A 22,138-nucleotide genomic window follows, 5' to 3' on the forward strand; every position below is an offset into this window, starting at 1 on the left:
CCTTCGAACCTCATCCCGCCACCATCCCCTGGTTCAGGATCGCCTCCAGGCGATCGAACGAGTCGGCCAGGCGGGTCGCATCGTCCTTGTCCTGGCTCAGGAAGCCTTCGAGGGCGGGGTTCAGGGCGATGGCGCGGTCCACGATGGGGTCGGCGCCGGCGCGATAGGCGCCGATGCGGATCAGTTCTTCCATGTCCGTATAGGCCGACAGGCACTGGCGGGCGCGCTTGTTCAGTTCACGCTCCGGAGGGGTCTGGCAGCCCGGCAGGGTGCGGCTGACGGATTTCAGCACGTCGATGGCCGGGAAGCGGCCGCGCTCGGCGATCTTTCGGTCCATGACGATGTGGCCGTCCAGAATGCCGCGCACGGCGTCGGCGATGGGCTCGTCATGGTCCCCGCCGTCCACCAGGACGGTGAACAGGGCCGTGATCGGCCCGGCCTCCGTGCCGTCGGGGCGGACCGGGCCGGGCCCCGCCCGCTCCAGCAGCTTCGGCAGTTCGGTGAAGACGGTGGGGGTGTAGCCCTTGGTGGTCGGCGGCTCGCCGGCGGCCAGGCCGATCTCGCGCTGGGCCATGGCGAAACGGGTGACCGAGTCCATCAGGCACAGGACTTCCAGATCCTGGTCCCGGAAATATTCGGCCACGGCCAGGGTCATATAGGCCGACTGGCGGCGTTTCAGGGCGGGTTCGTCCGAGGTGGCGACCACCACCACCGCGCGACGCAGGCCTTCTTCGCCCAGGGTCTCCTCGATGAACTCGCGCACCTCCCGGCCCCGTTCGCCGATCAGGCCGACGACGACCACATCGCAGGTCGCCTGTTTGGCCAGCATCGACAGCAGCACCGACTTGCCGACGCCTGACCCGGCGAAGATGCCCAGGCGCTGGCCCCGGCAGGTGGTGGTGAAGACGTCCATGGCCCGGACGCCCAGGTCCAGCCGCTCGCCCACCCGACCGCGCGAATGGGCCGGGGGCGGCGAGGCGCGCAAGGGGTAAGGGGCGGGCCCCTGGGGCAGGGGGCCTTTGCCGTCGATGGGATTCCCGAATGCGTCGATGATCCGCCCCAGCCAGGCCGTGGTCGGCCGCACCGCCGCCCGTTCGCCGATGATGCGGATGTCGGCGCCTGGCGCGACGCCCTCCACCGGTCCGAACGGCATCAGCAGGGCCTTGGAGTCGCGAAACCCGACCACTTCGGCCGGCAGGGCGGTCGCCCCGCGCCGCTCGATCTCGGCCCGGGCGCCGACGGCCAGGCGCGACAGACCTCCGCGCGCCTCGATCAGGAGGCCGCTGACCCCTGCGACCTTGCCGGTCACGACCAGGGGATCGATCGCCTGAACCGCCTCGACAAGGTTGCGCATGGGTTAACGCATGCGGCGAACATGGTTAACGGCCGGTGAAGTGTCGGCGCGCCCGTCGCCGCCGGACCGGCCCATCGTGGAAATATCATCGTTCGGTCCTGGAAACGGTTCTGAAACCCATTTCCGGCGTCATGGGCGCACAGGGCGTGTTTTCGCCCGGCATGGCCAAAGGGGGGCGCCGTGTTCGGAAAGTCGCGTCAGGACGCCGAGGCGTCGCGCACACTGAAGGACCTGGAAGGCAAGCTGGCCGCGATCGGCCGATCCCAGGCGGTCATCGAATTCAACCTCGACGGCACCATCATCGACGCGAATGAGAATTTCCAGAGCGCGATGGGCTATCGGATCGACGACATCCGGGGCACGCACCACCGCCAGTTCATGGACCCCGCCGAGGCCGCCTCACCGGAATACGCCGCCTTCTGGCGCGACCTGAACGCGGGGCAGTTCAAGTCCGGCAAGTTCCGACGCCGCGCCAACGGCGGGCGCGAAATCTGGCTGCAGGCCTCCTACAATCCCGTATTCGGTCCCGACGGCCGGCCGCAGAAGGTCATCAAGCTGGCCGTCGACATCACCGAAGCCGAACAGGCGGCGGCCCGCAGCGAGGCCGAGCGCCTGGCGGCCGAGCAGGCCCAGGCTCGCCTGGTCGACGCCCTCGGCGGCGCCCTGGCCCGGTTGTCGTCCGGCGACCTGACGGCCCAGGTGGACGCGCCGATGGAAGGCGCTCACGCCCGCATCCGCGACGACTACAACCGCGCCGTCGACAGCCTGCGCCAGACCGTCAGCCAGGTGCTGGAGGCCTCGTCCGGCCTTCGCGGCGGTTCGGAGGAGATTTCGGACGCCGCCGGCAACCTGTCGAGGCGCACGGAGCAGCAGGCCGCCTCGCTGGAGGAGACCGCCGCCGCCCTCGACCAGATCACGGCCACCGTGAAAAAGAGCGCCGAGGGCGCGCGCCAGGCTTCGGCGGCCGCAGCGGGCGCCCGGGCCGAGGCGGATCAGTCCGGCGAGGTGGTTCGTCAGGCCGTCGCCGCCATGGACGGCATCCGCAAGAGCTCCGGCGAGATCAACGAGATCATCGGCGTGATCGACGAGATCGCCTTCCAGACCAATCTCCTGGCCCTCAACGCCGGGGTCGAGGCCGCCCGCGCCGGCGACGCCGGCCGTGGCTTCGCCGTGGTCGCCTCCGAGGTCCGCGCCCTGGCGCAACGCTCGGCGGAGGCCGCCAGAGAGATCAAGACCCTGATCTCCCACTCGACGCATGAGGTGGCCCAGGGCGTGAAACTGGTCGATCAGGCCGGCTCCGCCCTCCAGGCCATCGCGGTCAAGGTCGCCGAGATGGACGGTCTGGTCGCCGAGATCGCGTCCGCCGCCCAGGAACAGGCGACTGGCCTCGGCGAGGTCAATGTCGCCGTCAACCAGATGGACCAGATCACCCAGCAGAACGCCGCCATGGTGGAAGAGACGACGGCAGCGGCCGTCAGCCTCAAGAGCGAGGCCGACCACCTCGCCGACCTGGTCGAGCGGTTCGAAACCGGCGCCCGCCCCGCTGTGACGCAGCGTCCGGCGACCGAGCCCGTCCCCCTGGCGCGCGAGCGCGCGCGCATCCGCGCCTACGCCTCCGGCGGCGGCGCGGTGGCGGCGGTCAGCGACGGCTGGGAGGAGTTCTGAAGCCGCTTCTGTCGTTGCGGCTCTGAACGCGGCCTGACGGAACCTGTCAGCAGCGGCCGGGGCCCTGTCGGGCGAGGCCGGCCCGTGGCTGAATGAGGGGACTGGAGATACGCCATGTCCCGACGTTCCCGCCTTTTCATCGCTTCGATCGCGGCCGTGGCGGCCCTGGCCGGCTCCGCCATGGCGCAGTCGACGACGTCCGAAAGCGACGGCGTCGCCGAGGACGATGACATCACCGCCATGCTGCGGGAGTTTCGCGACAAGCTGGGACCGATCCTGGAGGTGGCGCGCATCAGTCCGGACGACTTCGACCGGCGGCTGGGGCCGCTGGTCCGCGCGGCCGTGCCCACGCCCCCCGCCACCGGCGATTGGGGCTTCTCCATCGGTTTCGATTTCGACAGCAGCGTCTATGACGATCCGCCCGAGGAAGGCCGGTTGACGGTCGCGACCGACGCCGCCGCCTGCGCCTCGGTCTATCCGGGATCGCGTCCGGTGTTCCGCCATCGGGCCGTCATCCGGGATGGGCTGGCGGGTCACATGTGCAGCTTCTTCGGTCCCTCGGAGACCGAAGGCGGGGCGATGCTGTCCACCGCCCTCTATGTCGAGGGACCGGATCGGCATGCCACCCTGAGGATCGCCGCCGCCGGCACGGTCGACGGCGGCGCCGGTCCGGCCGAACAGATGATGCGCGCGGTCATCGATCCCAACCTGGCCGTGGCCGACGCCCTGGGCGAACTGATCGTGGACGCCCTGGTCAGTCAGACCAAGGGCGGCGGCAGGGGTGAAGCGGTCAGGACGCCGCTGACGACGATGGCGTCCAGCCTCGGCGCGCCTCCGCCGGTCCTGGACGAGGCCGAACTCGGCCGCCTGATGGACGCCGCCGCCCCGAGACGTCCCGAGGGGGACGATCGCACCTGGGGGTCGGTGATGGATTTCAAGATCGACTTCGCCCTGGGCGACGCCGCCCGCCGTCCCGACGCCGACGGCCACCGCCTGCTGGACGATGCGCGCGCCTGTCTGCCGCAGGACCGTCCGGCGACCGAGATCGCCCACTTCCGGCGCTGGATCCGGGACGGGCTGTCGGGCCACGTCTGCGGCGTGACCACGCTGGAGAACGATGTCTGGATGCTGGCGGTCACCACCTTCACAGAGGGGGACGGGCGACGGCTGCGGACGACCTACATCGGGTCGCTGGCGATCGATGGAGAGCCGGAGGCCTCGGCCGCCCTCGGGCGGGCGCGGCTTGAGGCCCAGGTCGCCCTCGCCGAATGGGCCTCGGCCAGGGCGGTGGACATCCTGCGCGCCGCCCCGGCGAAATAGGCCCGATCAGAGCAGTTTCGCGGCCGTGTCGAAGTCCAGTCGCGGCGAACGGGGAAACAGGTTTTCGTCCGTGCCGTAGCCCAGGTTGATGACGAAGGACGGCGCCCAGGTCGTGTCGGCCAGAAACTCCGCCTTCACCCCGTCGGCGTCGAAGCCGATCATCGGTCCGACGTCCAGACCCAGGGCCCGCGCCGCGATCATGAAATAGCCGGCCTGAAGCGAGCCGTTCAGCATCGCCGTGCCCTTGCGGCCCTCGGCGTCGGCGAACCAGTCCTTGGCCCCCGGATTGTGCGGGAACAGGAACGGCGTGTGTTCGTGGAAATCCAGGTCGTGACAGATCACGACATTGACCGGCGCCTGCAGGGTCTTGGCGCGGTTCATCTCCGCCATGTGCGGCGCCAGCCTCGCCTTGGCTTCGGGCGAGGCCAGGAACAGGAAACGCGCCGGGGTGGTGTTGGCCGCCGTCGGCCCGAATTTCGTCAGGTCATAGAGCCGGTGCAGCAACTCGGGCGCGACCGGTCGGTCCGACCAGGCGTTGCGCGTCCGCGCCTCGGTGAACAACTGGGCCAGGGCGACGTCGGTCAGCGGCGCGTCGCGGGTGGAAGGATCATAGGCCAAGGGAAGGCTCCGACAATCGGTAACAAGACTGGTTGCAAAATAGGCATGGCGGAGGATCGCGCAAGGGGGGACGACAAACCTCGGTTCCGTTTCCGCCGGCGAACGCCTATCTAGGGTGCATGAAAGATCTCAACGCCCTCATGCAACAGGCCCAGGCCATGCAGCAACGGCTGCAGGACGCCCAGGCGAAAATGGCCGAATCGGCCGCCGAAGGCTCCTCCGGCGGCGGCATGGTGACGATCGCCCTCAGAGGACCGGGCGAGATCACCTCGGTGAAGATCGACGACAGCCTGCTGACGCCGGGCGAGGGCGAGATCCTGGCCGATCTGATCATCGCGGCTCACGCCGACGCAAAGCGTCGCCTGGACGAGGTCAACAACGCCCTGATGCGTGACGCGGCCGGGCCGATGGCCGGGATGAACATCCCCGGCATGCCCAAGCTGTTCTGAGGCGAAGCCGCCATGGCCGCCTCGGCCGGACCCGAGATCGAGCGTCTGATCGCCCTGCTGGCCAAGCTGCCGGGGCTGGGTCCGCGTTCCGCGCGCCGCGCGGCGCTACAACTGCTGAAAAAGCGCGACCAGCTGCTGGTTCCGCTGGCCGCCGCCATGACCGAGGCGGCGGAGAAGGTCGTGGCCTGTTCCGTCTGCGGCACGCCCGACACCCGCGATCCCTGCGCCATCTGCTCCGATCCGGCGCGGGACGACGGTCTGATCTGCGTGGTCGAGGAGGCCGGCGCCCTGTGGGCCATGGAGCGCTCGGGCGCCTTCAGAGGCCGCTATCATGTGATGGGCGGCCTGCTGTCCGCCCTGGACGGGGTCGGGCCGGATCAGTTGCGCGTGGCCGAACTGGTCGGGCGGGTGAAGGGGACGGGGGCGCGCGAGGTGGTCCTGGCCCTGCCGGCCACAGTCGACGGCCAGACCACGGCCCATTATCTGGCCGAACGCTTGTCGGGCTCGGGCGTGGAGATCACCAGCCTGGCGCGCGGCGTGCCCGTCGGCGGCGATCTGGACTGGCTGGACGACGGCACCATCGTCCAGGCGCTTCGGGCGCGCCGCCCGGCGTGATACAAGGCCGTCATGGCCGATGATCTCCACCCTCCGGCGAGCCTGTACGACCGCGACTTCGTGGCGTGGACGGTGGCGCAGGCGCGTGCCCTCAGGACGCGGAGGGGCGGCGAGAACGCCCTGGATTATGATCATCTGGCTGAGGAGATTGAGGATTTGGGCAAGTCCGAGATTCGCGCCTGCCTGTCCCTGATCGATCGCATCGTCGAACACCTGCTCAAGATCGAATACATCGGCGGCCAGGACCTGCCACACTGGAAGGGAGAGATCAGGGCCTTCCGTCGAAGCCTGGCCCGGACCCTCACGCCGTCGATCACGCGTCAGATTCAGCCCCAGGCCGCCGAAGTCGTGAAGGAAGCCGCCGTCGAGTTGGCGGAACGCGGGCTCCTCGACACGGCGACGCCGCCGCGCGTCGACATCGGCTATAGCTGGGATCAGATCACCGATCCCGAATGGTATCCCGCCCCGGCCGGTTCGGACTGATGGGCGCTCAGAACCGCGCCGTGACCGACCCGTCGTCAGCCAGGGGCCAGGCGGGGTTGAAGGCGACTTCCCACAGATGGCCGTCAGGGTCGGCGAAATATCCGCTGCGGCCGCCCCAGTCCGCATCGTGGGCCGGCCGGGTGATGACGGCGCCGGCGGTTTCGGCTTCGGTCAGGACAGCATCGACCTGATCTGCGCTGCGGACGTTGTGGGCCAGGGCGAAGCGCGATCCGGCGCCGGCGCCCGTAAGGCCGGCGTCCTGGGCCAGACCGGGAAACAGCGACAGGACCACCCCGTTCAACTGGATGAAGCCGACCTCTTCATTGGCGAAGGCGACGGTCCAGCCGAGCGATCGATAGAAGTCCAGACTGCGGCTCAGGTCGGTCGTGTGCAGGCTGACCAGCGACAGTCTCTGCTCCATGGCGATCTCTCCGACGCTTGCGCCCGGCATTTCCGTGGCTGGAAAGGCAACGGCTGCGGGCGGTCAAGGATGCGCGTCGGCTGCCGCGACCGTTTCTGACGCACCGATGGTCCATAGTCGATCCGAAAGAACGCCTGGCCGGTCTTCGGACCCGACTCTCCCGACTCTCTCGACTCTGTTTTCGAAGGCGGGGCGTGAGCGAGGGCTCTGGTCCGGACCGCCGACTCTGACTAGGAACGGAGCATGAACGTGATCGAGATCGTCCTGGCCGTTCTGGTCCTCGTCCTGGCGGGCGGCTTCCTGTGGGCCTTCATGGGACGGCAGAAGGCGAGGGCGGCCCTGGCCTTGGCCGAGCACAAGGCTGAGGTGATCAAGGACAGTCAGTTGCAGATGGCCGAATTGGTCAAGGCGCAGGCGGCCCAGTCGGCCCAGGCCGTCGCGGATCAGATGGTGACCCGCGCCACCGAGACCTTCCGGGCCCAGGACCGCGTGGCGCGGGAGCGGATGGAGGCCCAGCTCAAGCCCGTGGCCGACACTCTGAAGGCGTTTCAGGACCAGGTCTCGGCGCTGGAAAAGGCCCGCGCGGAAGAGACCGGCGGGCTGAAGGAGCAACTGGCTCTGCTGATGACGGCCTCGTCGGCCACGCGCGACGAGGCGCGGCGGCTGACCGAGGCGCTTAAGGGCAACACCGGGCGGCGCGGTCGGTGGGGCGAGCAGACCTGCCGCAATGTGCTGGAGGCGGCGGGCATGGCCGGCCGGTTCGATTTCGAGGAACAGACCTCGGCCGCCAATGACGAGGGTCGCCAGTCGCGGCCGGATTTCATCGTGCGTCTGCCGGGGGGCGGCATGTTCGTCATCGACGCCAAGGTGTCGCTGGCCTTCGGTGACGAGACCGACGGCGACGAGGCGGCCCAGGCGCGGGCCATGTCGCTGCGCACCGCCGCCAGCATGAAGACCCACGTCCGGCAACTGGCCTCCAAGGGCTATCAGGACCAGTTCAGGCCCAGCCCCGACTTCGTCGCCATGTTCGTGCCCGGCGACGCCTTCCTGGCGGCCGCGCTGGACCACGAGCCGGACCTGATGAGCCAGGCGATGGAGTCGCGCGTCGTCATCGTCACCCCCACCACCCTGTTCGCCCTGTGCAAGGCCGTGGCCTATGGCTGGCGCGCGGAGGAGCAGGCGCGGAACGCCGAGGACGTCGCGAAGCTGGGCAAGGAGCTCTACAAGCGGTTGTCGGTCATGGGCGGACACGCCGCCGGCGTCGGGCGGGCGCTCGAAACGGCGGTCGGGAAGTACAACCAGTTCGTCGGCTCGCTGGAGAGTCAGGTCATGGTCTCGGCCCGCCGGTTCGAGGACCTGAAGGTCGATCACGAAGGCAAGGACCTGCCTGAACTGCCGCCCGTCGATCAGGCGCCGCGCGCGCTGAACCGGCCGGAACTGATCGCCTCCGATCCGGCGCCGGTCGCAGAGGCGCACCTGACAGACGCCAGAAGCGGCTCGACCTGATATCGGCAAGCTCCATTGTCATTATGACAATGATACTTGACATTGCAGCGGCCTCGACCCAGTATTCCGGTCGTGGGGTTTGAGGAGCCTGTCGATGTCGCCGCGTGCGAGAAAACTGATCTTTCTGCTGGCGGCCAGTTTCGTCGGCATCCTGGGGCTCGGCTTCCTGGCCGGGATCGCCGCCGGTTTCTGGACCGCCCACACGGGCGGGTCCAAGGACATGGCGATGTTCTGGAGCATGGGCGTGTTCGTCGTCGCCGCCATGGTCATCGCCATGGTCGTCAGCGTCGTTTGGATGCGGTCGATCGACGAGGCCGCGCGCGAGGCCCACAAGGCGGCCTGGTTCTGGGGCGGCTCCGGCGGGATGTGCGTCGGCATGATCGCCCTGGTCCTGGCCTCGCTGCCGCCGGCCGAGACCTTCGTCTTCCCGTCCTGGTTCGACGGTCGCACGGACCCGGCCGCCTACGCCGCCACGGGCGCCTTCGGCATGCTGTTCCTGATGCTCATCGGCTACGCCATCGTCTGGGCGTGGTGGTGGCTGGCGCGGCGATAGGGGTGGCCGCATGAACAATCGTCTCAAGGTCCTGCGCGCCGAGCGCAACTGGAGCCAGGCCGAACTGGCCGAACACCTCGGCGTATCGCGCCAGACGGTCAATGCGCTGGAGACCGGCCGTTATGACCCGTCCCTGCCCCTGGCCTTCAAGATCGCCCGCGTCTTTGGCCAGCCCATCGAATCCATCTTCTCCGACGGAGAGTGAACATGAATTCCGACCTGAAATCCGCCCCGTCGCGCGGCTCCCTGCGCCTGTTGCGCTTCCTCGTGCCGGCGATCGTCGCCCTGCCGCTCGGCTATGGCTTCGGCGCCCTGATCGCGAAGTTCGGTCCCGATCTCGGTCCCCTCGACGCGGCGCTGGAAGGCGTGCGCTGGGCCGATGTCGTCGGTCTTTTGCTGGCCGCCGCCCTGGCCGTGGCCGCGCTGATCACCCTGTTCGCGTCACTCAGTCCCCGCCGCGCCGCACGCCTCGCCAATCTCGAGGGCGAGGCCGGCGCGGAGGACCTTTCGTCCCTGCGTCGCCAGTCGGCGGTCTGCGGGCTGTCGGCCGTGATCCTGACGCTGCCGGTGGTGCTGCCCGCCCTAGGCGTGAACCCCGTGGCGGCGATGCTGGCCGTCGGCGGCCTGCTGGTCCTCCATACGATGATGAACCTCGATCTGTGGCGTCGAAGCGACGAACTGATCCGGGCGGTGACGGTCGAGGCCGGGGCCGTGGTCTTCTGGCTGGGCCAGGGACTGCTGTTTCTCTGGGCCGCCGCCGAGCGACTCGGCGCAGCGCCCAGCCTGTCGGCCTGGGACGTCTATGTCGTGCTGATGGGCCTCTACCTCGTCGCCGCAGCCGTTGTGACAGCGCGTCGCGGCCTCGCCTGACCGCCATCCTGTAATGTCCATCCTCATGCATTCCCCGAAAGGTCCTGCCATGTCCCTCCGCCGTCTGGCTGCGTCCACCCGCCGCTTCTCCCTGACCGTCGCCGGCGTCGCCCTCGGGGCCGCCCTCGGCCTGTCGGCGATCGCCGCGCCGATCCAAGCCTTCGCCGCCGAGCCGCCCGTCGCGGCCGCGGCCGACGGTCCGGCGCTCTGGGTGATCCGTGATGCGGATTCGACCCTGTATCTGTTCGGCACTGTCCATGTGCTGAAGCCGTCCACCGAGTGGGACTCCGCCAAGGTGAACGCGGCGTTCGACAGCGCCTCGGACATCTGGTTCGAAATCTCCAATCCCGATGATCAGGCCGCGATCGTGCCTCTGATCCAGCAGCATGGGGTTTCGCCGCAGACGCCCCTGTCCAGCCTGCTGAGCGCCGAGGAGTTCGCCGACCTGGACCGTGCGGCCAAGACGATCGGCGCCTCCGGTCCGCAACTGGACGCCCTGCGGCCCTGGTTCGCCGGCCTGACCCTGGCCATGGCGCCGCTGGTCGCCGCCGGCTACGACCCTCAGTCGGGGGTGGAGCTCGTGCTGAAGGCGCGGGCTGAGGCCGGCGGCAAGTCGATCCATGGACTGGAGACGATCGACAAGCAGATCCGCATCCTGGCCGAGCTGCCGGAGGACCAGCAGCTCGAATTCCTCCGCTCCACGCTGAAGGAGTTCGACAACGCCGCTATCGAGCTGGACAAGATGGTCACCGCCTGGGCGACCGGCGATGTCGAGGGTCTGGATTCGGTGGCTGTCGCCAAGATGAAGGTCGAGGCGCCGCATATCCATGATGCCCTTCTGGTTCGGCGCAACACCGACTGGGCGAACCAGATCCAGACGATACTGGCCGGTTCCGGCGTCGGCTTCATCGCCGTCGGCGCCGCCCATCTGACGGGCGAGGACAGCGTTCAGGCCATTCTGGCCCAGCGCGGCGTGGTGGCCGAGCGGCAGTAGGGGCCGCTATCTTTGACTGCGTCCCGTCGGCCGGTACCAGCCGGGCGAAGCCGGCGGTGCGCAGTTCTGTTTCATGCCGAGCCCCTTGAGAAAGGCGCGGCGCAGTCGGCCGGCCTCGACCGCGTCCTGCACCTGTTTCGACCGCGCCTGTGCGCCGGTCAGGGCGCGGATCCAGCTGCGGTAGGGAATGAAGTCGGTGGTCGCATCGCGGATGGCGCGCAGGGCGGCCTCGGCGATCTCGTCCTGCATGCGCTCGTTCAGGGTAGAGCCGTTCGGCGCCGGCGGCTCGTCGCGATCGAGCCCCAGGGCGTCATCGAGGCGGCGCACCTCGGCGGCGATGGTCGAGCACCGGTTGAGGTTGCGCCCGTCATAGGGATTGGCCTGGGCCTGCAACAGGACGGTCGGGATCTGGTCGCGCCGGACGTTCAGATCGACCAGCGGCTGGGTCGCGGCGTCGGCGAAGCCCTCCCGCACCTGTCCCGCCGCCGAGCAACCGGCCAGGATCAGCAGCGCAGGCAGCGCGAAGGCGAGCTGACGGACGCGGGGCGAATGACGGATCATCCGCCCCTTGAAGCCCCTTCTGGGAAGGAAGGGAAGGGGCGTCAGCCCAGGCCCAGCACCGCCACCCGGTCCTTGGCCAGATAGGCCACGATATCGGCGGGGGTCGTCCTGGGATTGACGGTGTGAGGATAGGCGTGGGCCGTGCGCGCCTTCCGGTCGAACCAGATCTGGTCGGTGACCTCCGGCGGCCGGGTCGCGGCCACCCAGTCGATGGTGTCGCAGCCCTCGTCGGAATTGCGCAGCACCGAGGCCAGAACCTTGCGGAACTTGGGCAGGGAGGTCTTCACCCCATCGGTGTCCGCCCAGCCCGGATGGACGGCATAGGTGCGGACGCCGAGATCCTTCCAGGCCTCGCGCCAGTGCTCGCCCAGGCCGATCTGGGCGCGCTTGTGGGTGGAATAGGCCGCGAAGCCGTTGAAGTATTTTTCCGGCGCGTTCAGCGCCCGCGTATTCAGCGGCATGTTGTAGAGGCCGCCCGAGACCACGTTGATGATGGCCGAGCGCGGCTTCAGCATGCCGCGCGCCTGAAGGGCCTCGGTCAGCACATAGTGGCCCAGAAGATTGGTGGCGTAGGAGATCTCGAACCCCTCCGCCGTCTGGCCGAATTCGCGCATCAGCAGGCCGACATTGTTGACCAGGACGTCCAGCCGGATGTCGGCCATGTCCGGTCGGTCGGGCAGGGCGGCGACCGCCTTCATGGAGGACAGATCGCAGACGACGGGCACGACGGCGCCGCGCATGCGTGCGGTGTCTGATTTCAACTGCTCCAGAGCCGCGACGTTGCGACCGACCGCCAGCACCCTGGCGCCCTTGGCGACGGCGCGCAGAACCGTCGCGCGGCCGAGGCCGCCGGTCGCCCCCGTCACCAGCCAGGTCTGACCCGCATAGTCAGCGCGAACCGGCTTGAATGGCAGGCCGCGCGCGACATAGCCGATGCGGGTGAAGGACGGCGCGAACCGACCATAGAAGTTGATCGACTTCATCAGAGCCTGGAGCGGCGGCGGTTCGGCCATGGACGTGTCTCCTCGATCCGCCGGCGCGGTCGCTTGCGTAAGCACACTAAACACAATCTCGGTCGTGACAACCCGCTTGCGTTTCTGGACTGAAAGCGGGACGGTCTGAACTCGCAAGGGAGGGCGATGCGAGATGGGCGAACCCATTCGCGTGATTCAGTGGGCCACGGGATCCATGGGGAAAGCTTGCCTTCGGGCCGTGCTGGACGACCCCCGGTTTCGTCTCGTCGGCCTGTTCGTCTATGGCTCCGGCAAGGCGGGCCGGGACGCCGGGGACATCGCGCGTCGCCCGGCGACAGGCGTGATCGCGACGCGTGACATCGAAGAGATTCTGGCGCTGGACGCCGACGTGGTGCTGCATTGCCCCATGCTGGCGGCGCCCTATGACGGTCATGACGCCGATGTCCGTCGCCTGCTGGAGTCGGGCAAGAACGTCATTTCGATCAACAACTACTTCGAGCCGGCCGCGCTCGGGGCGGACCACGCGGCCGTGCTGGAGGCCAGCGCGCGCAGGGGCGGGGTGACCCTGGCCGGGACGGGCGTGAATCCGGGATGGATCGCCGAGCGAATGGCGGCCAATGCGGTCGCGCTTTGCCTTGAGCATCGCAACATCCTGACCCGGGAGATCATCGACTGCACCTCGGTTCCGAACCCTGACTATGTGTTCGGCGTCCTGGGATTCGGCGCCGACCCGGTGACGATCGATCTGCAAGACGGGGCATTGGCGAGGACGTTCAACGCCATGTTCAGCCAGGCGGCGGGTGGCCTGGCGGCGCGCATCGGCCTGAGCCTGGACGCGTTCGAGCCGGACCATGCGCTGCATCCTGCGCGCGAGGATCTGCAGGTGGCGGCGGGGCTGATCCCGGCGGGAACGGTGGCCGCGACCACCTGGCGCGTTCACGGTATCGCGGGCGGCGTCCGGCGGATCACCCATGAGGTCAACTGGATCATGGACCCGACCGATCCCGCCTTCGCCGGCAAGCCGCACTGGGAGATCGCCATAGACGGCCTGCCCGGACTTCGGATGTCGGCCGACCTGATCGACACGGCGCCGGAAGGCCTGCGCACCAAGCCCGAGCAGTTTGCGGTCGCCGCCATGGTCAGGGAGGCGATCCCGCGTGTCGTGGCCGGCGAACCGGGACTGATGAGGCTGTGACGCGGTTCGAACTTGCCCGCTAACGCAAGCCATGTCACTTTCGTTTAAAGACTAAAAGACGACCGGGGTGGAGGACGCCGATGGACGCTCGCGATCCCGAGCTTCAGGGCCTGCTGGACAAGAAGGCGATCGAGGAAGCCCTGCTGAGGTTTCTGCGCGGCTGCGACCGCGCCGACGCGGACCTGATCGAACGCACCTACTGGCCGGACGGCTGGGAGGACCACGGCGGCACCTTCGATGGCCCGGCCAGTGACTGGATCGCGACGATCAAGGCGCGTCTGCCGGCCGCCGGCCTGATGAACCATCTGCTGACCAATCTGCTGATCGAGTTGGAGGGGCCGAACCGGGCGACGGCGGAAAGCTACATCCTCACAGCGACCCGGCCGACCGTTGACGGTCAGACCTTCGAGAACCGCGTGCTGGCCCGCTGCGTCGATCAGATGGAGAAGCGCGGCGGCGAATGGCGCATCCTCCGCCGGACGATGTGCTGGGAATGGAACGAGACGCGCGAGGTTTCCGAGACCTGGGCGCGGGGCGCCATCGCGACCGACCCCTCGACCCTGCGTCGCGGGGCCAAGAAGCCGGACGACATCATCTACACCGCCCGCGCGGCGGCGAACTGAGGAGACGGCAATGGACGTCAAGGGATGCGTGGCCATCGTCACCGGCGGCAATCGAGGCATCGGCGAGGCTTTCGTCCGCGTGCTGATCGAACAGGGTGCGGCCAAGGTCTATGTGGGATCTCGGGCCAAGTCCGCCGCCGCCCATCTGGAGACGGAGTTTCCCGGCAAGGCGGTGGCGGTCGAGCTGGATGTGTCGAAGCCGGATCAGATCATCGCGGCGGCCGCCGCCTGTCCCGACGTGTCGGTGGTGGTGAACAACGCCGGCGCCTTCCACAATCAGTTGCTGATCGGGGCTGACGACATTTCCGCCGCACGGGACGAGATGGAGGTCAACTATTTCGGCCCACTGCAGATGGCGCGCGCCTTCGCACCCATCCTCAAGGCCAACGGGGGCGGGGCGATCCTGAACGTCCTGTCGGTCGGCGGCATCGTCGCCGTACCCAATATGGGCGGATACAGCCCGTCCAAGTTCGCAATGCGCGCGGCCGGAACCTGCATCCGGGCGGAACTGGCCGAACAGGGCACGACGGTGACCTCGCTGATCGTGGGGTCGGTCGACACACGGATGGCCTCGCACGTCGCGGGCGCCAAGGAGAAGCCCGAGGACATCGCACGCGCCGCCATGAAGGGCATCACCCGCGGCACGGACGAGATCGACACCGACATCTTCGCGGTCGAGAGCCGCGCCGCCCTGGCCCGCGATCCCAAGGGGATGGAGCGGGGCATGGCCAAGATGCTTCACGTCAAGAATCCATCCACCGGCCGCTAGACGCCGTACAGAACAAGACCTTCAGGGGGAAACCACACCATGCCGCCCATTCTCGACATCCTGCAGATACTGGCCATCAACTTCGGCCTCTGCATCGCTTCCTTCGTCCTGCTGTGGGCGCTGGGCGTGGCCATCAGGGACGTGACCTTCGTCGACGCCTGGTGGGCCCTGGGGCTGGCCTCCATGGGGGTCGCGACCTTCTTCCAGGCGGAAGGTTCGCCGCAGCGGATGCAGTTGATGCTGATCCTTGCGTGTATCTGGGGCGTGCGGCTGGGCGGCTACATGCTGTGGCGTTGGCGCGACCATGGCCCGGACCGGCGCTATGTGAAGATGCTGGATCGCGCTCAGGAAAAGGGCATGAGCTATCCCAAGGCGGCCTGGACCATGGTGTTCCAGCTGCAGGGACCGATCCTGTTCGTGGTCAGCCTGCCGGTGCAGATCGGTCAGATGTCGGCGACGCCGGCCATGGTGGGAACCATCGGCATGATCGGCGCCGGTCTGGCGATCTTTGGCATCCTGTTCGAGAGCACGGCCGACTGGCAGATGGTGCGGTTCAAGAAGAACCCCGCCAATCAGGGCAAGGTCATGGATCGGGGGCTGTGGCGCTACACCCAGCATCCGAACTATTTCGGCGACCTGTGCGTCTGGTTCGGTCTGTGGCTGATCGCCGCCGAGACCGGTCTGTGGGGCATGGCCTCGATCGTGGGGCCGCTGCTGCTGGTGGTGATGTTCATCAAGTACAGCGGCGGCGTCTCTTACGAAAAGCGGCTGAAGCACACGCGACCGGGCTATGCCGACTATATGGCCCGTACGAGCCCCATGATTCCCTGGTTCCCGAAGAAGGGCTGAGTTCGGAACATGACGCGCGTCCGCCGACCCCGCCTCATGTCCACGCCCGGGATCGCCATGGCCGATCCTCGGGCGGTCGGGGCCTTGTTGAACATTCATGCCGAACGTGATCCGGACCGGCCTGCGCTGACGTTCGAAGGCGTGACCCTGAGCCGGGGAGAACTGGCCGCGCGGGTCAACCGGCGCGCCAGAGCCCTGGCGCGGGCCGGCGTGGGAGAGGGGGACTTCGTCGCCATCGCCCTGCCCAACAGTCCGGCGTTCCTTGAGTTGGCCTACGCCGCCTGGGCTCTCGGGGCGACGCCGGCGCCGCTGTCGCACAGGCTGCCGGCGGCGGAACTGGCGGGCATCCTCGATCTGTTGCAGCCCAGGATCGTCGTTATCGAGGACGTCTCGCGGGCGACGGGGCGTGCGGTGATGACCGAGGCGGCGACCTATGACCCTGCCTTGGACCCCTCGCCCCTGCCCGCGATCTCCTCCCGGCATCTGAAAGCCATCGCCAGCGGCGGCAGCACCGGCCGGCCCAAGGTGATCGTGGACATGGCCCCGGCCATCGCCGATCCCATGGCGCCGCTGCTGGGCATGGAGGAGGGAGACGTCCTTCTGAACCCGGGTCCGCTGTATCATGCGGCGCCGTTCGGCATGACCTGTCTGGCCATGGGGTGGGGCCTGCACGTCGTGCTGATGCCGCGTTTCGACGCGGAGGAGACCCTGCGTCTGACCGACCGGCACAAGGTCAGCTGGCTGTTCCAGGTGCCGACAATGATGCACCGCATCTGGTCACTGCCCGAAGAGGTGAAGGCGCGATACGACATGGGGTCGATCGACGTCGTCATGCATATCGCCGCCGCGTGTCCGCCCTGGTTGAAGGAGAAGTGGATCGAGTGGGTCGGCGCCGAGACGGTGTGGGAGATCTACACCGGCACCGAGGCCCTGGGCGGCACGGGGATCCGGGGCGTGGAGTGGCTGACCAAGCGCGGCTCGGTCGGCAAGGTCCTGCCCGGATACGAGATGCGGATTCTGGACGGCGACGGCCGCGACTGTCCGCCGGATGTCGTGGGCGAAATCTTCTTCAAACCCTTGCGAGGGCAGGGCACGACCTACCGTTACCTCGGGGCTGAACCCAGGGCGCAGGGCGAGTTCGAGACGCTGGGCGATATGGGGTATGTCGACGAGGACGGGTATCTGTTCCTGGCCGACCGGCGCGTGGACATGATCGTGTCCGGCGGCGCCAACGTCTATCCGGCCGAGGTCGAGGCGGCGATCGACGCCTGGCCCGGAGTTCAGTGCAGCGTGGTGGTGGGCCTGCCTGATGCGGACCTTGGGCAGAGGGTGCACGCCATCGTCGAGACAGCGGACGGGGCTCTGGATCGGGAGGGCCTGATGGCCTTCCTCGCCGAGCGGATCGCCCGCTACAAACAGCCGCGCACGATCGAGGTCACCACCGAACGGCTGCGCGACGACGCCGGCAAGGTACGGCGCAGCGCCTTGCGTGAGGCGCGTATGGCCGCCGCCGCCTGACGTTCAGCGGCTCTCGACAGGCTGAGCCGAGGTCAGGCGGATTTGACCTCGGGTTTGGCGGGGGCGTGGACCTGGCTGGTGTCGTAGTAGTCGCGCATGCGGGCGATCTTCCCGTCGCGGATCTCGAACACCTGCACAAAGGGATTGTCGATCTTCACGCCGGTCGAGCGGTCCACGAGCACCTCCATGCCCTCGACGAAGAGCACGCCGCCCGTCTCGGCCGTGTGGCGGATGTTCCATTCCTGCTGGTCAAAGCCGGCCTCGTAGTTGGAGAGGAACTTCCGCATCTTCTCCTTGCCGACCGCCGGCCGCTTCGTGGGGTGCCAGTGGTATTCGATGTCGTCGGTCAGGGTGTCGATGAAGCCCTCGACGTCGCGTCGCTTCCAGGCCGCCATCATCGCTTCGACGACCTTCATGTTCTCGCCCATGGCGCTTCTCCCTGTTCCGACGGGGATGACGCTAGGTTCATAAGTCCGTTTATGCAAGCCGAAGGATCAGCTGATCGTATGGCCCTTGCCGGCCTTCAGCAGGACATCCTGCATGGTCAGTCGGCCGCGACAGGCCCCGCACGCGACCTGCGGTTCGACCGGCGCGCCGCACTTGTGGGTGATGACCACTTCCGGCCCAGCCTTGTCCCGCAACCAGCGATCGGCCCAGGCCAGGATGAGCAGGGCGTGAGGGTAGAGGTCCATCCCTTTTTTGGTCATCCGGTATTCATAGCGCGGCGGGCTGATCTCGTAGAGCCGGCGTTCGAAGATGCCGGACAGTTCGAGGGTGCGCAGGCGGTCGGTCAGGATGTTCGACGCGATGCCCAGCATGTTCTGCATCTCGTCGAACCGGTGGATGCCGAAATACTGGGTGGAGACGACCAGGCCGGTCCAGCGATCGCCGAGCAGGTCGACGAGTTCGATGGTGGGGTTCTCGCCGGTCGCACGCCGGCGATGCATGCGCTGGACGGGCAGCCGCTCCCACCCCTGACCCGGCCCCGGCGTGAAGGTGCAGGAATGCAGGGTCAGGGCTCCGCCGCAGGCGCCGCAGACCGGTTCCGGCAGCATCGGCTTGCCGCAGGTTTCATGCACGAACACGGTCGGCGCGCGTCGGCCCGACACGCCCCAGCGGACGCCCCAGGCCCACATGGCCAGTATGCTGTCGAACAGGTCGGCGCCGCGTGGGCTGAGATGATAGCTCATCCGGGCGCCGTCTTCGCGGTGCGGCTTCTTCTTCAGGATGCCGTGGCGTTCCAACGCCTGCAGGCGGCTGGAGAGGGTGCTGCGCGCTCCGCCCAGCCGTTCATGAAACTCCTCGAACCGCGTGGCGCCCAGAAAGGCCTCCTGGATCACCAGCAGGCTCCATCGATCGCCGAGCGCATTCAGCGCGCGGTTCAGCGAGCTCTTTGGAACCAGTCGGGTTTTCGGCGCGCCGCGAGATGCCATGTCCCCTCATAACGACGGTTCGGAAAACGGATCAAGCCGACGATAGTTTCGTCCGCTTCACCGTCAGTCCCGCAGTCTCGCGATCAAAGGTGTCTGCGGTGACGCCCTCGGCCCTGAGGCCGGTCTTCTGGATCTTGTTGGTCGGGGTCTTGGGAAGCTCGGCCTCGACCCGGACGAAGCGCGGCACCATGAAATGGGTCATGCGCGGGATCAGCCATTCGATCAACGCGCGTGGGTCGATCACGGCGCCGGGAACGGGCGAGACACAGACCATCACCTCCTGTTCGCCGCCCGGCATGTCGACGCCATAGGCGGCGGCTTCCCGAACGTCGGGATGGGCAGAGACCTCCAGTTCGATCTCGAGCGAGGACATGTTCTCGCCGCGGCGGCGGATGGCGTCCTTCTTGCGGTCGATGAAAAAGAAGTTCCCCTCCGCGTCGCGTCGCATCAGGTCGCCGGTGTGGAACCAGCCGTTGCGCCAGGCCCTGGCCGTCGCTTCGGCGTCGCCGAGATAGCCCGGCGTCAGCACCCAGGGATTGTCGGCGCGGAGCACCAGTTCGCCGGGTTCGCCATGGGGGACCTCATTGTCGTAATCATCGACGATGCGGGCCTCCATGCCGTCTCGCACGCGGCCGCAGCTTCTGAGAACCGTGTCGTTGACCGCGCAGATCAGCGGTCCCGAGGCCTCGGTCATGTTGAAGCCGGACAGGTAGTCGAAACCGAACCGGCGGGCCAACGGCGCGGTTTCCTCGGTGATCGGCGCCAAGGTCACCATCCGCAGTGGGTTGTCGGCGTCGTTCGGGCGGACCGGCTCCTTGGTCAGGAAGGTGGTCAGGGCGCCGATCAGGCCGCTGCAGACGGTCGAACCCGTCTCGCGCACCAGATCCCAGAACCGGCGCGTGTCGAAGGCGTCGAACAGGGCCACCGAGCCGCCGCACTGGACCGCGGCGGTGATCGCCGCGACGCCGCCGACATGGAACATCGGCAGGTTCACCAGCATGCGGTCGTCGGCGGTCATATAGCCGTAGGTGACCGCCGCCGTGGTCCATTCCTGGACGTGGGAGGTGATGACGGCCTTGGATGGTCCCGTCGTGCCGGAGGTGAAGATGATGACCGGGCAGTCCCACGGATCGCTGTCGACCTGGACATAGGCCGCGGCGTCGCCCGCCAGGGTCTCCGCGCCTTCGACCGGAACGTCAGGGAGCGGCGCATCCGCAGCGACGGGCCCCGTCACGATCAGCCGCTCGACCGCGCCGAGGGACAGACCGTCGAGGCGATCCAGCAGTTCGGGATGGATGATCAGAAGGCGCGCCGTGCTGGTTCGGATCGCATGCTCCAGCAGCTTGCCGCGGAAGCTGGTGTTCAGAGGCGCCAGGGCCGCGCCGGCGTAGTTGGCGCCGAACCAGGCGCGCAGCAGGGCCGGGCCGTTCGGGGCCCAGGCGGCGACGATATCCCCCTTCTTAACCCCTCGCGCCTGGAGGGCGGCGGCGGTTTGTCGTGACCGGTCTCGCGTCTCCGCCCAGGTCCAGGTCTCGCCGGTTTCGAACCGAATGAAGACCTTGTCCGGGTGAAGGGCGGCGTAGCGGTCGATGAGGCGGGGAATGACGCACTGATCGGCGGTGGGCGGCGCGGGGTCGAACCAGGGAATCGAACGCTTCTGCATGGATGAACTCACTTCAGGCCTTCCGGCGGCTGCCAGGCGTCGGCCTCTTCGATACTGGCGCGATAGGACGGCAAGGCCCGCGCCAGGACGATGACGGCGATGACGATCGACGCGCCGCTGACGATGCCGAGGGCCTGGCCGATATGGGTGGGTCCGCCCAGCAGCCGGTCGCTGAGCGCGGCCACGATCGTCGGGCCGAGGCCCAGTGAAATCAGGTTGCCGATCAGGAAATAGATGGCGGTCACCTGGGCGCGGAGCTGGTTCGGCGCCACCGCCTGCAGCGAGGTGGCCGGCAGGCTGTTCATCACGCCGGCGAAGAAGCTGAAAATCGCCAGGCCTGCCACGGCCAGTTCGGCGCTGGGGGCGAAGGGGGTGGCCAGGGCGAAGGGCGCGGCGAGGGCCAGGGCCAGAACGGCGGCGTACAGCGGTGCGTCGCGTCGTCCGCGCGCCGCCAGCTTGTCCGTCAGCCAGCCCCCGACCAAGACACCCGGCGTTGCGGCGCAGAGCAGGATCAGGCCGTAGGTGAACCCGACCTGGGGCGCCGTCCAGCCGTACTGCCGGATGAAGACGGCCGGCATCCAGGCCAGGTAGGAGATGCCGGCGATGCCGAACACCGAATAGCCCATGATCAGGGCGTAGTAGGTCGAGCGGCGGCTCCACATGTATCTGAGCACCCCGTCCTGAGCGGCGGCCCTGGCCACCCCATGCCGGGGCGGCTCGCGCACGATGAGGAACAGCAGGGCGATCAGCAGGCCGGGAGCGCCGACGAGGACGAAGGTCTGCTGCCAGGGCTCGAGATGGCCTAGGAGGGGCAGATCGGCGGCGCCGGACCGTGCGATCATGTCGATCACCCCGCCGCCGATCATCAGGGCCAGGCCGGCGCCGATGTACGGCCCCATCGAATAGACCGCCAGCGCCCGGGCGCGACGGCTGGGCGGGAAGTAGTCGGAGATCATCGAATAGGCGGCGGGCGACAGCGCCGCCTCGCCGATGCCGACGCCGATCCGGGCCGCGAACAGGGCCCAGAAACTGTTGGCCAGGCCGCAGGCCACGGTCATCAGACTCCAGACCACGATCCCGAAGAAGATGATCAGCCGGCGCGATCCCCTGTCGGCCAGCTTGGCCAGGGGCACGCCCATCAGGGTGTAGAAAAGGGAGAAGGCCAGGCCCGCCAGCAGGCTGAACTGGGTGTCGGTGATTCCAAGGTCAGCCCGGATCGGCTGAACCAGCAGGCTGAGAATCTGCCGGTCGATGAAGCTGGAGGTGTAGGCCACCATCAGGGCCGCCACGGCGAACCAGCCCCAGGCGGCGGACGGCCATAGTCGTGGCGCGACGGCGGTGGGCGGATCGAGCGGCGCGCTCATGGCAAGACCACCTCGTTTGATCTCAAGTTGAAAGTCACTTTGAGATCAAAGGGAAGCCGAATTTCACGCCTGTCTCTGGATACGACGGGCCTGTGACCTGTCGTCGCCGCCGTGAACGCGCTCGGTCGGATCATGGTGTCCGTTCTCCTACACAAGCCCGCCTGTGCGGGTCTTCATATGTAATCAGCGGTCACCCAGGAGGGGTCGAGACGGGCTTCGTTCCGCCTCCCGGAATCCCAAGGGCACACCCAAGCACAGATGTTGGTCTGATTACAAAAGCTATTTGACAGTCTCAATATGCCAGTGACATTGTGACGGTGAAGCACCTCGGCGAACGAGGG

At 67.9% G+C, this 22,138-nt stretch carries 24 protein-coding genes; 15 read left to right on the forward strand and 9 right to left on the reverse strand.

The annotated features are described in order from the left end of the window. Positions 1 to 10 precede the first annotated feature (10 nt). A complete protein-coding gene (gene fliI, locus ACO2Q1_RS00770; RefSeq protein ID WP_423327634.1) occupies positions 11 to 1,354 on the reverse strand; it encodes a flagellar protein export ATPase FliI in 1,344 nt (447 codons plus the stop codon). A 180-nt stretch (positions 1,355 to 1,534) separates the two neighbouring features. On the opposite strand from fliI, the gene ACO2Q1_RS00775 reads away from it, so the two are divergent. Both ACO2Q1_RS00775 and ACO2Q1_RS00780 read left to right on the forward strand, forming a co-directional pair. Further along, positions 1,535 to 3,019: a methyl-accepting chemotaxis protein gene (locus tag ACO2Q1_RS00775; RefSeq protein WP_423327635.1), complete on the forward strand. Its 1,485-nt coding sequence runs from the start codon at positions 1,535 to 1,537 to the stop codon at positions 3,017 to 3,019. A 114-nt stretch (positions 3,020 to 3,133) separates the two neighbouring features. Further along, positions 3,134 to 4,339, forward strand: a complete 1,206-nt coding sequence (locus ACO2Q1_RS00780) for a hypothetical protein (RefSeq protein WP_423327636.1) — start codon at positions 3,134 to 3,136, stop codon at positions 4,337 to 4,339. Between the two features lie 6 nt (positions 4,340 to 4,345). On the opposite strand, the gene ACO2Q1_RS00785 is transcribed toward ACO2Q1_RS00780, so the two are convergent. Then, entirely contained in the window at positions 4,346 to 4,957 is a 612-nt protein-coding gene (locus tag ACO2Q1_RS00785) for a malonic semialdehyde reductase (RefSeq protein WP_423327637.1), read from the reverse strand. Between the two features lie 119 nt (positions 4,958 to 5,076). Here ACO2Q1_RS00785 and ACO2Q1_RS00790 point away from each other — a divergent pair, with 119 nt between their 5' ends. From ACO2Q1_RS00790 to ACO2Q1_RS00800, 3 genes are read left to right on the forward strand one after another with little or no spacing between them, the layout of a single operon-like run. Then, on the forward strand, positions 5,077 to 5,406 hold the full coding sequence (locus ACO2Q1_RS00790) for a YbaB/EbfC family nucleoid-associated protein (RefSeq protein ID WP_423327638.1): 330 nt from the start codon (positions 5,077 to 5,079) through the stop codon (positions 5,404 to 5,406). 12 nt (positions 5,407 to 5,418) lie between these two features. Further along, the gene (gene recR / locus ACO2Q1_RS00795; RefSeq protein ID WP_423327639.1) at positions 5,419 to 6,021 is read left to right on the forward strand and encodes a recombination mediator RecR; all 603 of its coding nucleotides are present in this window, start codon (positions 5,419 to 5,421) and stop codon (positions 6,019 to 6,021) included. Positions 6,022 to 6,033: 12 nt separating this feature from the next. Beyond that, the gene (locus ACO2Q1_RS00800) at positions 6,034 to 6,504 is read left to right on the forward strand and encodes a DUF29 domain-containing protein (RefSeq protein WP_423327640.1); all 471 of its coding nucleotides are present in this window, start codon (positions 6,034 to 6,036) and stop codon (positions 6,502 to 6,504) included. Between the two features lie 7 nt (positions 6,505 to 6,511). Here ACO2Q1_RS00800 and ACO2Q1_RS00805 read toward each other — a convergent pair whose 3' ends face one another. Then, positions 6,512 to 6,925, reverse strand: coding sequence for a VOC family protein (locus ACO2Q1_RS00805; RefSeq protein ID WP_423327641.1), 414 nt, complete (start codon positions 6,923 to 6,925; stop codon positions 6,512 to 6,514). A 243-nt stretch (positions 6,926 to 7,168) separates the two neighbouring features. On the opposite strand from ACO2Q1_RS00805, the gene ACO2Q1_RS00810 reads away from it, so the two are divergent. From ACO2Q1_RS00810 to ACO2Q1_RS00830, 5 genes are all read left to right on the forward strand, one after another. Further along, on the forward strand, positions 7,169 to 8,431 hold the full coding sequence (locus ACO2Q1_RS00810; protein WP_423327642.1) for a DNA recombination protein RmuC: 1,263 nt from the start codon (positions 7,169 to 7,171) through the stop codon (positions 8,429 to 8,431). A gap of 94 nt (positions 8,432 to 8,525) precedes the next feature. Next, the gene (locus tag ACO2Q1_RS00815) at positions 8,526 to 8,984 is read left to right on the forward strand and encodes a hypothetical protein (RefSeq protein ID WP_423327643.1); all 459 of its coding nucleotides are present in this window, start codon (positions 8,526 to 8,528) and stop codon (positions 8,982 to 8,984) included. 10 nt (positions 8,985 to 8,994) lie between these two features. After that, on the forward strand, positions 8,995 to 9,189 hold the full coding sequence (locus ACO2Q1_RS00820) for a helix-turn-helix transcriptional regulator (RefSeq protein WP_423327644.1): 195 nt from the start codon (positions 8,995 to 8,997) through the stop codon (positions 9,187 to 9,189). 2 nt (positions 9,190 to 9,191) lie between these two features. Continuing rightward, on the forward strand, positions 9,192 to 9,854 hold the full coding sequence (locus tag ACO2Q1_RS00825; RefSeq protein WP_423327645.1) for a hypothetical protein: 663 nt from the start codon (positions 9,192 to 9,194) through the stop codon (positions 9,852 to 9,854). Positions 9,855 to 9,903: 49 nt separating this feature from the next. After that, positions 9,904 to 10,848 carry a TraB/GumN family protein gene (locus ACO2Q1_RS00830; RefSeq protein ID WP_423327646.1) on the forward strand — a complete coding sequence of 315 codons (945 nt, stop codon included), beginning with the start codon at positions 9,904 to 9,906 and terminating at the stop codon, positions 10,846 to 10,848. A gap of 6 nt (positions 10,849 to 10,854) precedes the next feature. Here the strand turns inward: ACO2Q1_RS00830 and ACO2Q1_RS00835 are convergent, their stop codons facing one another. Together ACO2Q1_RS00835 and ACO2Q1_RS00840 are read right to left on the reverse strand one after the other, a co-directional pair. Next, positions 10,855 to 11,409 (reverse strand): hypothetical protein, encoded by a 555-nt coding sequence (locus tag ACO2Q1_RS00835; protein ID WP_423327647.1) that lies wholly within the window; start codon positions 11,407 to 11,409, stop codon positions 10,855 to 10,857. Between the two features lie 41 nt (positions 11,410 to 11,450). Beyond that, complete coding sequence (locus tag ACO2Q1_RS00840) at positions 11,451 to 12,422, reverse strand: SDR family NAD(P)-dependent oxidoreductase (protein WP_423327648.1); 972 nt, start codon at positions 12,420 to 12,422, stop codon at positions 11,451 to 11,453. A 175-nt stretch (positions 12,423 to 12,597) separates the two neighbouring features. On the opposite strand from ACO2Q1_RS00840, the gene ACO2Q1_RS00845 reads away from it, so the two are divergent. From ACO2Q1_RS00845 to ACO2Q1_RS00865, 5 genes are all read left to right on the forward strand, one after another. Beyond that, on the forward strand, positions 12,598 to 13,578 hold the full coding sequence (locus tag ACO2Q1_RS00845; RefSeq protein WP_423327649.1) for a hypothetical protein: 981 nt from the start codon (positions 12,598 to 12,600) through the stop codon (positions 13,576 to 13,578). 80 nt (positions 13,579 to 13,658) lie between these two features. Continuing rightward, entirely contained in the window at positions 13,659 to 14,201 is a 543-nt protein-coding gene (locus ACO2Q1_RS00850; RefSeq protein WP_423327650.1) for a nuclear transport factor 2 family protein, read from the forward strand. Between the two features lie 10 nt (positions 14,202 to 14,211). Next, positions 14,212 to 14,970: an SDR family oxidoreductase gene (locus ACO2Q1_RS00855; protein WP_423327651.1), complete on the forward strand. Its 759-nt coding sequence runs from the start codon at positions 14,212 to 14,214 to the stop codon at positions 14,968 to 14,970. A 39-nt stretch (positions 14,971 to 15,009) separates the two neighbouring features. After that, the gene (locus ACO2Q1_RS00860; protein ID WP_423327652.1) at positions 15,010 to 15,819 is read left to right on the forward strand and encodes a DUF1295 domain-containing protein; all 810 of its coding nucleotides are present in this window, start codon (positions 15,010 to 15,012) and stop codon (positions 15,817 to 15,819) included. Positions 15,820 to 15,855: 36 nt separating this feature from the next. Continuing rightward, the gene (locus tag ACO2Q1_RS00865; protein WP_423327653.1) at positions 15,856 to 17,337 is read left to right on the forward strand and encodes an AMP-binding protein; all 1,482 of its coding nucleotides are present in this window, start codon (positions 15,856 to 15,858) and stop codon (positions 17,335 to 17,337) included. A 32-nt stretch (positions 17,338 to 17,369) separates the two neighbouring features. Here ACO2Q1_RS00865 and ACO2Q1_RS00870 read toward each other — a convergent pair whose 3' ends face one another. The 4 genes from ACO2Q1_RS00870 to ACO2Q1_RS00885 all read right to left on the reverse strand — a co-directional run bounded on the left by ACO2Q1_RS00870 (position 17,370) and on the right by ACO2Q1_RS00885 (position 21,797). Continuing rightward, positions 17,370 to 17,765: a nuclear transport factor 2 family protein gene (locus ACO2Q1_RS00870; protein ID WP_423327654.1), complete on the reverse strand. Its 396-nt coding sequence runs from the start codon at positions 17,763 to 17,765 to the stop codon at positions 17,370 to 17,372. 66 nt (positions 17,766 to 17,831) lie between these two features. Beyond that, a complete protein-coding gene (locus ACO2Q1_RS00875) occupies positions 17,832 to 18,770 on the reverse strand; it encodes a winged helix-turn-helix transcriptional regulator (RefSeq protein WP_423327655.1) in 939 nt (312 codons plus the stop codon). Positions 18,771 to 18,801: 31 nt separating this feature from the next. After that, the gene (locus ACO2Q1_RS00880; protein ID WP_423327656.1) at positions 18,802 to 20,433 is read right to left on the reverse strand and encodes an AMP-binding protein; all 1,632 of its coding nucleotides are present in this window, start codon (positions 20,431 to 20,433) and stop codon (positions 18,802 to 18,804) included. Between the two features lie 8 nt (positions 20,434 to 20,441). Further along, positions 20,442 to 21,797: a spinster family MFS transporter gene (locus ACO2Q1_RS00885; protein WP_423327657.1), complete on the reverse strand. Its 1,356-nt coding sequence runs from the start codon at positions 21,795 to 21,797 to the stop codon at positions 20,442 to 20,444. Positions 21,798 to 22,138 lie beyond the last annotated feature (341 nt).

It is taken from the genome of Brevundimonas sp. VNH65 (assembly GCF_049445955.1).
Classification (GTDB): domain Bacteria; phylum Pseudomonadota; class Alphaproteobacteria; order Caulobacterales; family Caulobacteraceae; genus Brevundimonas.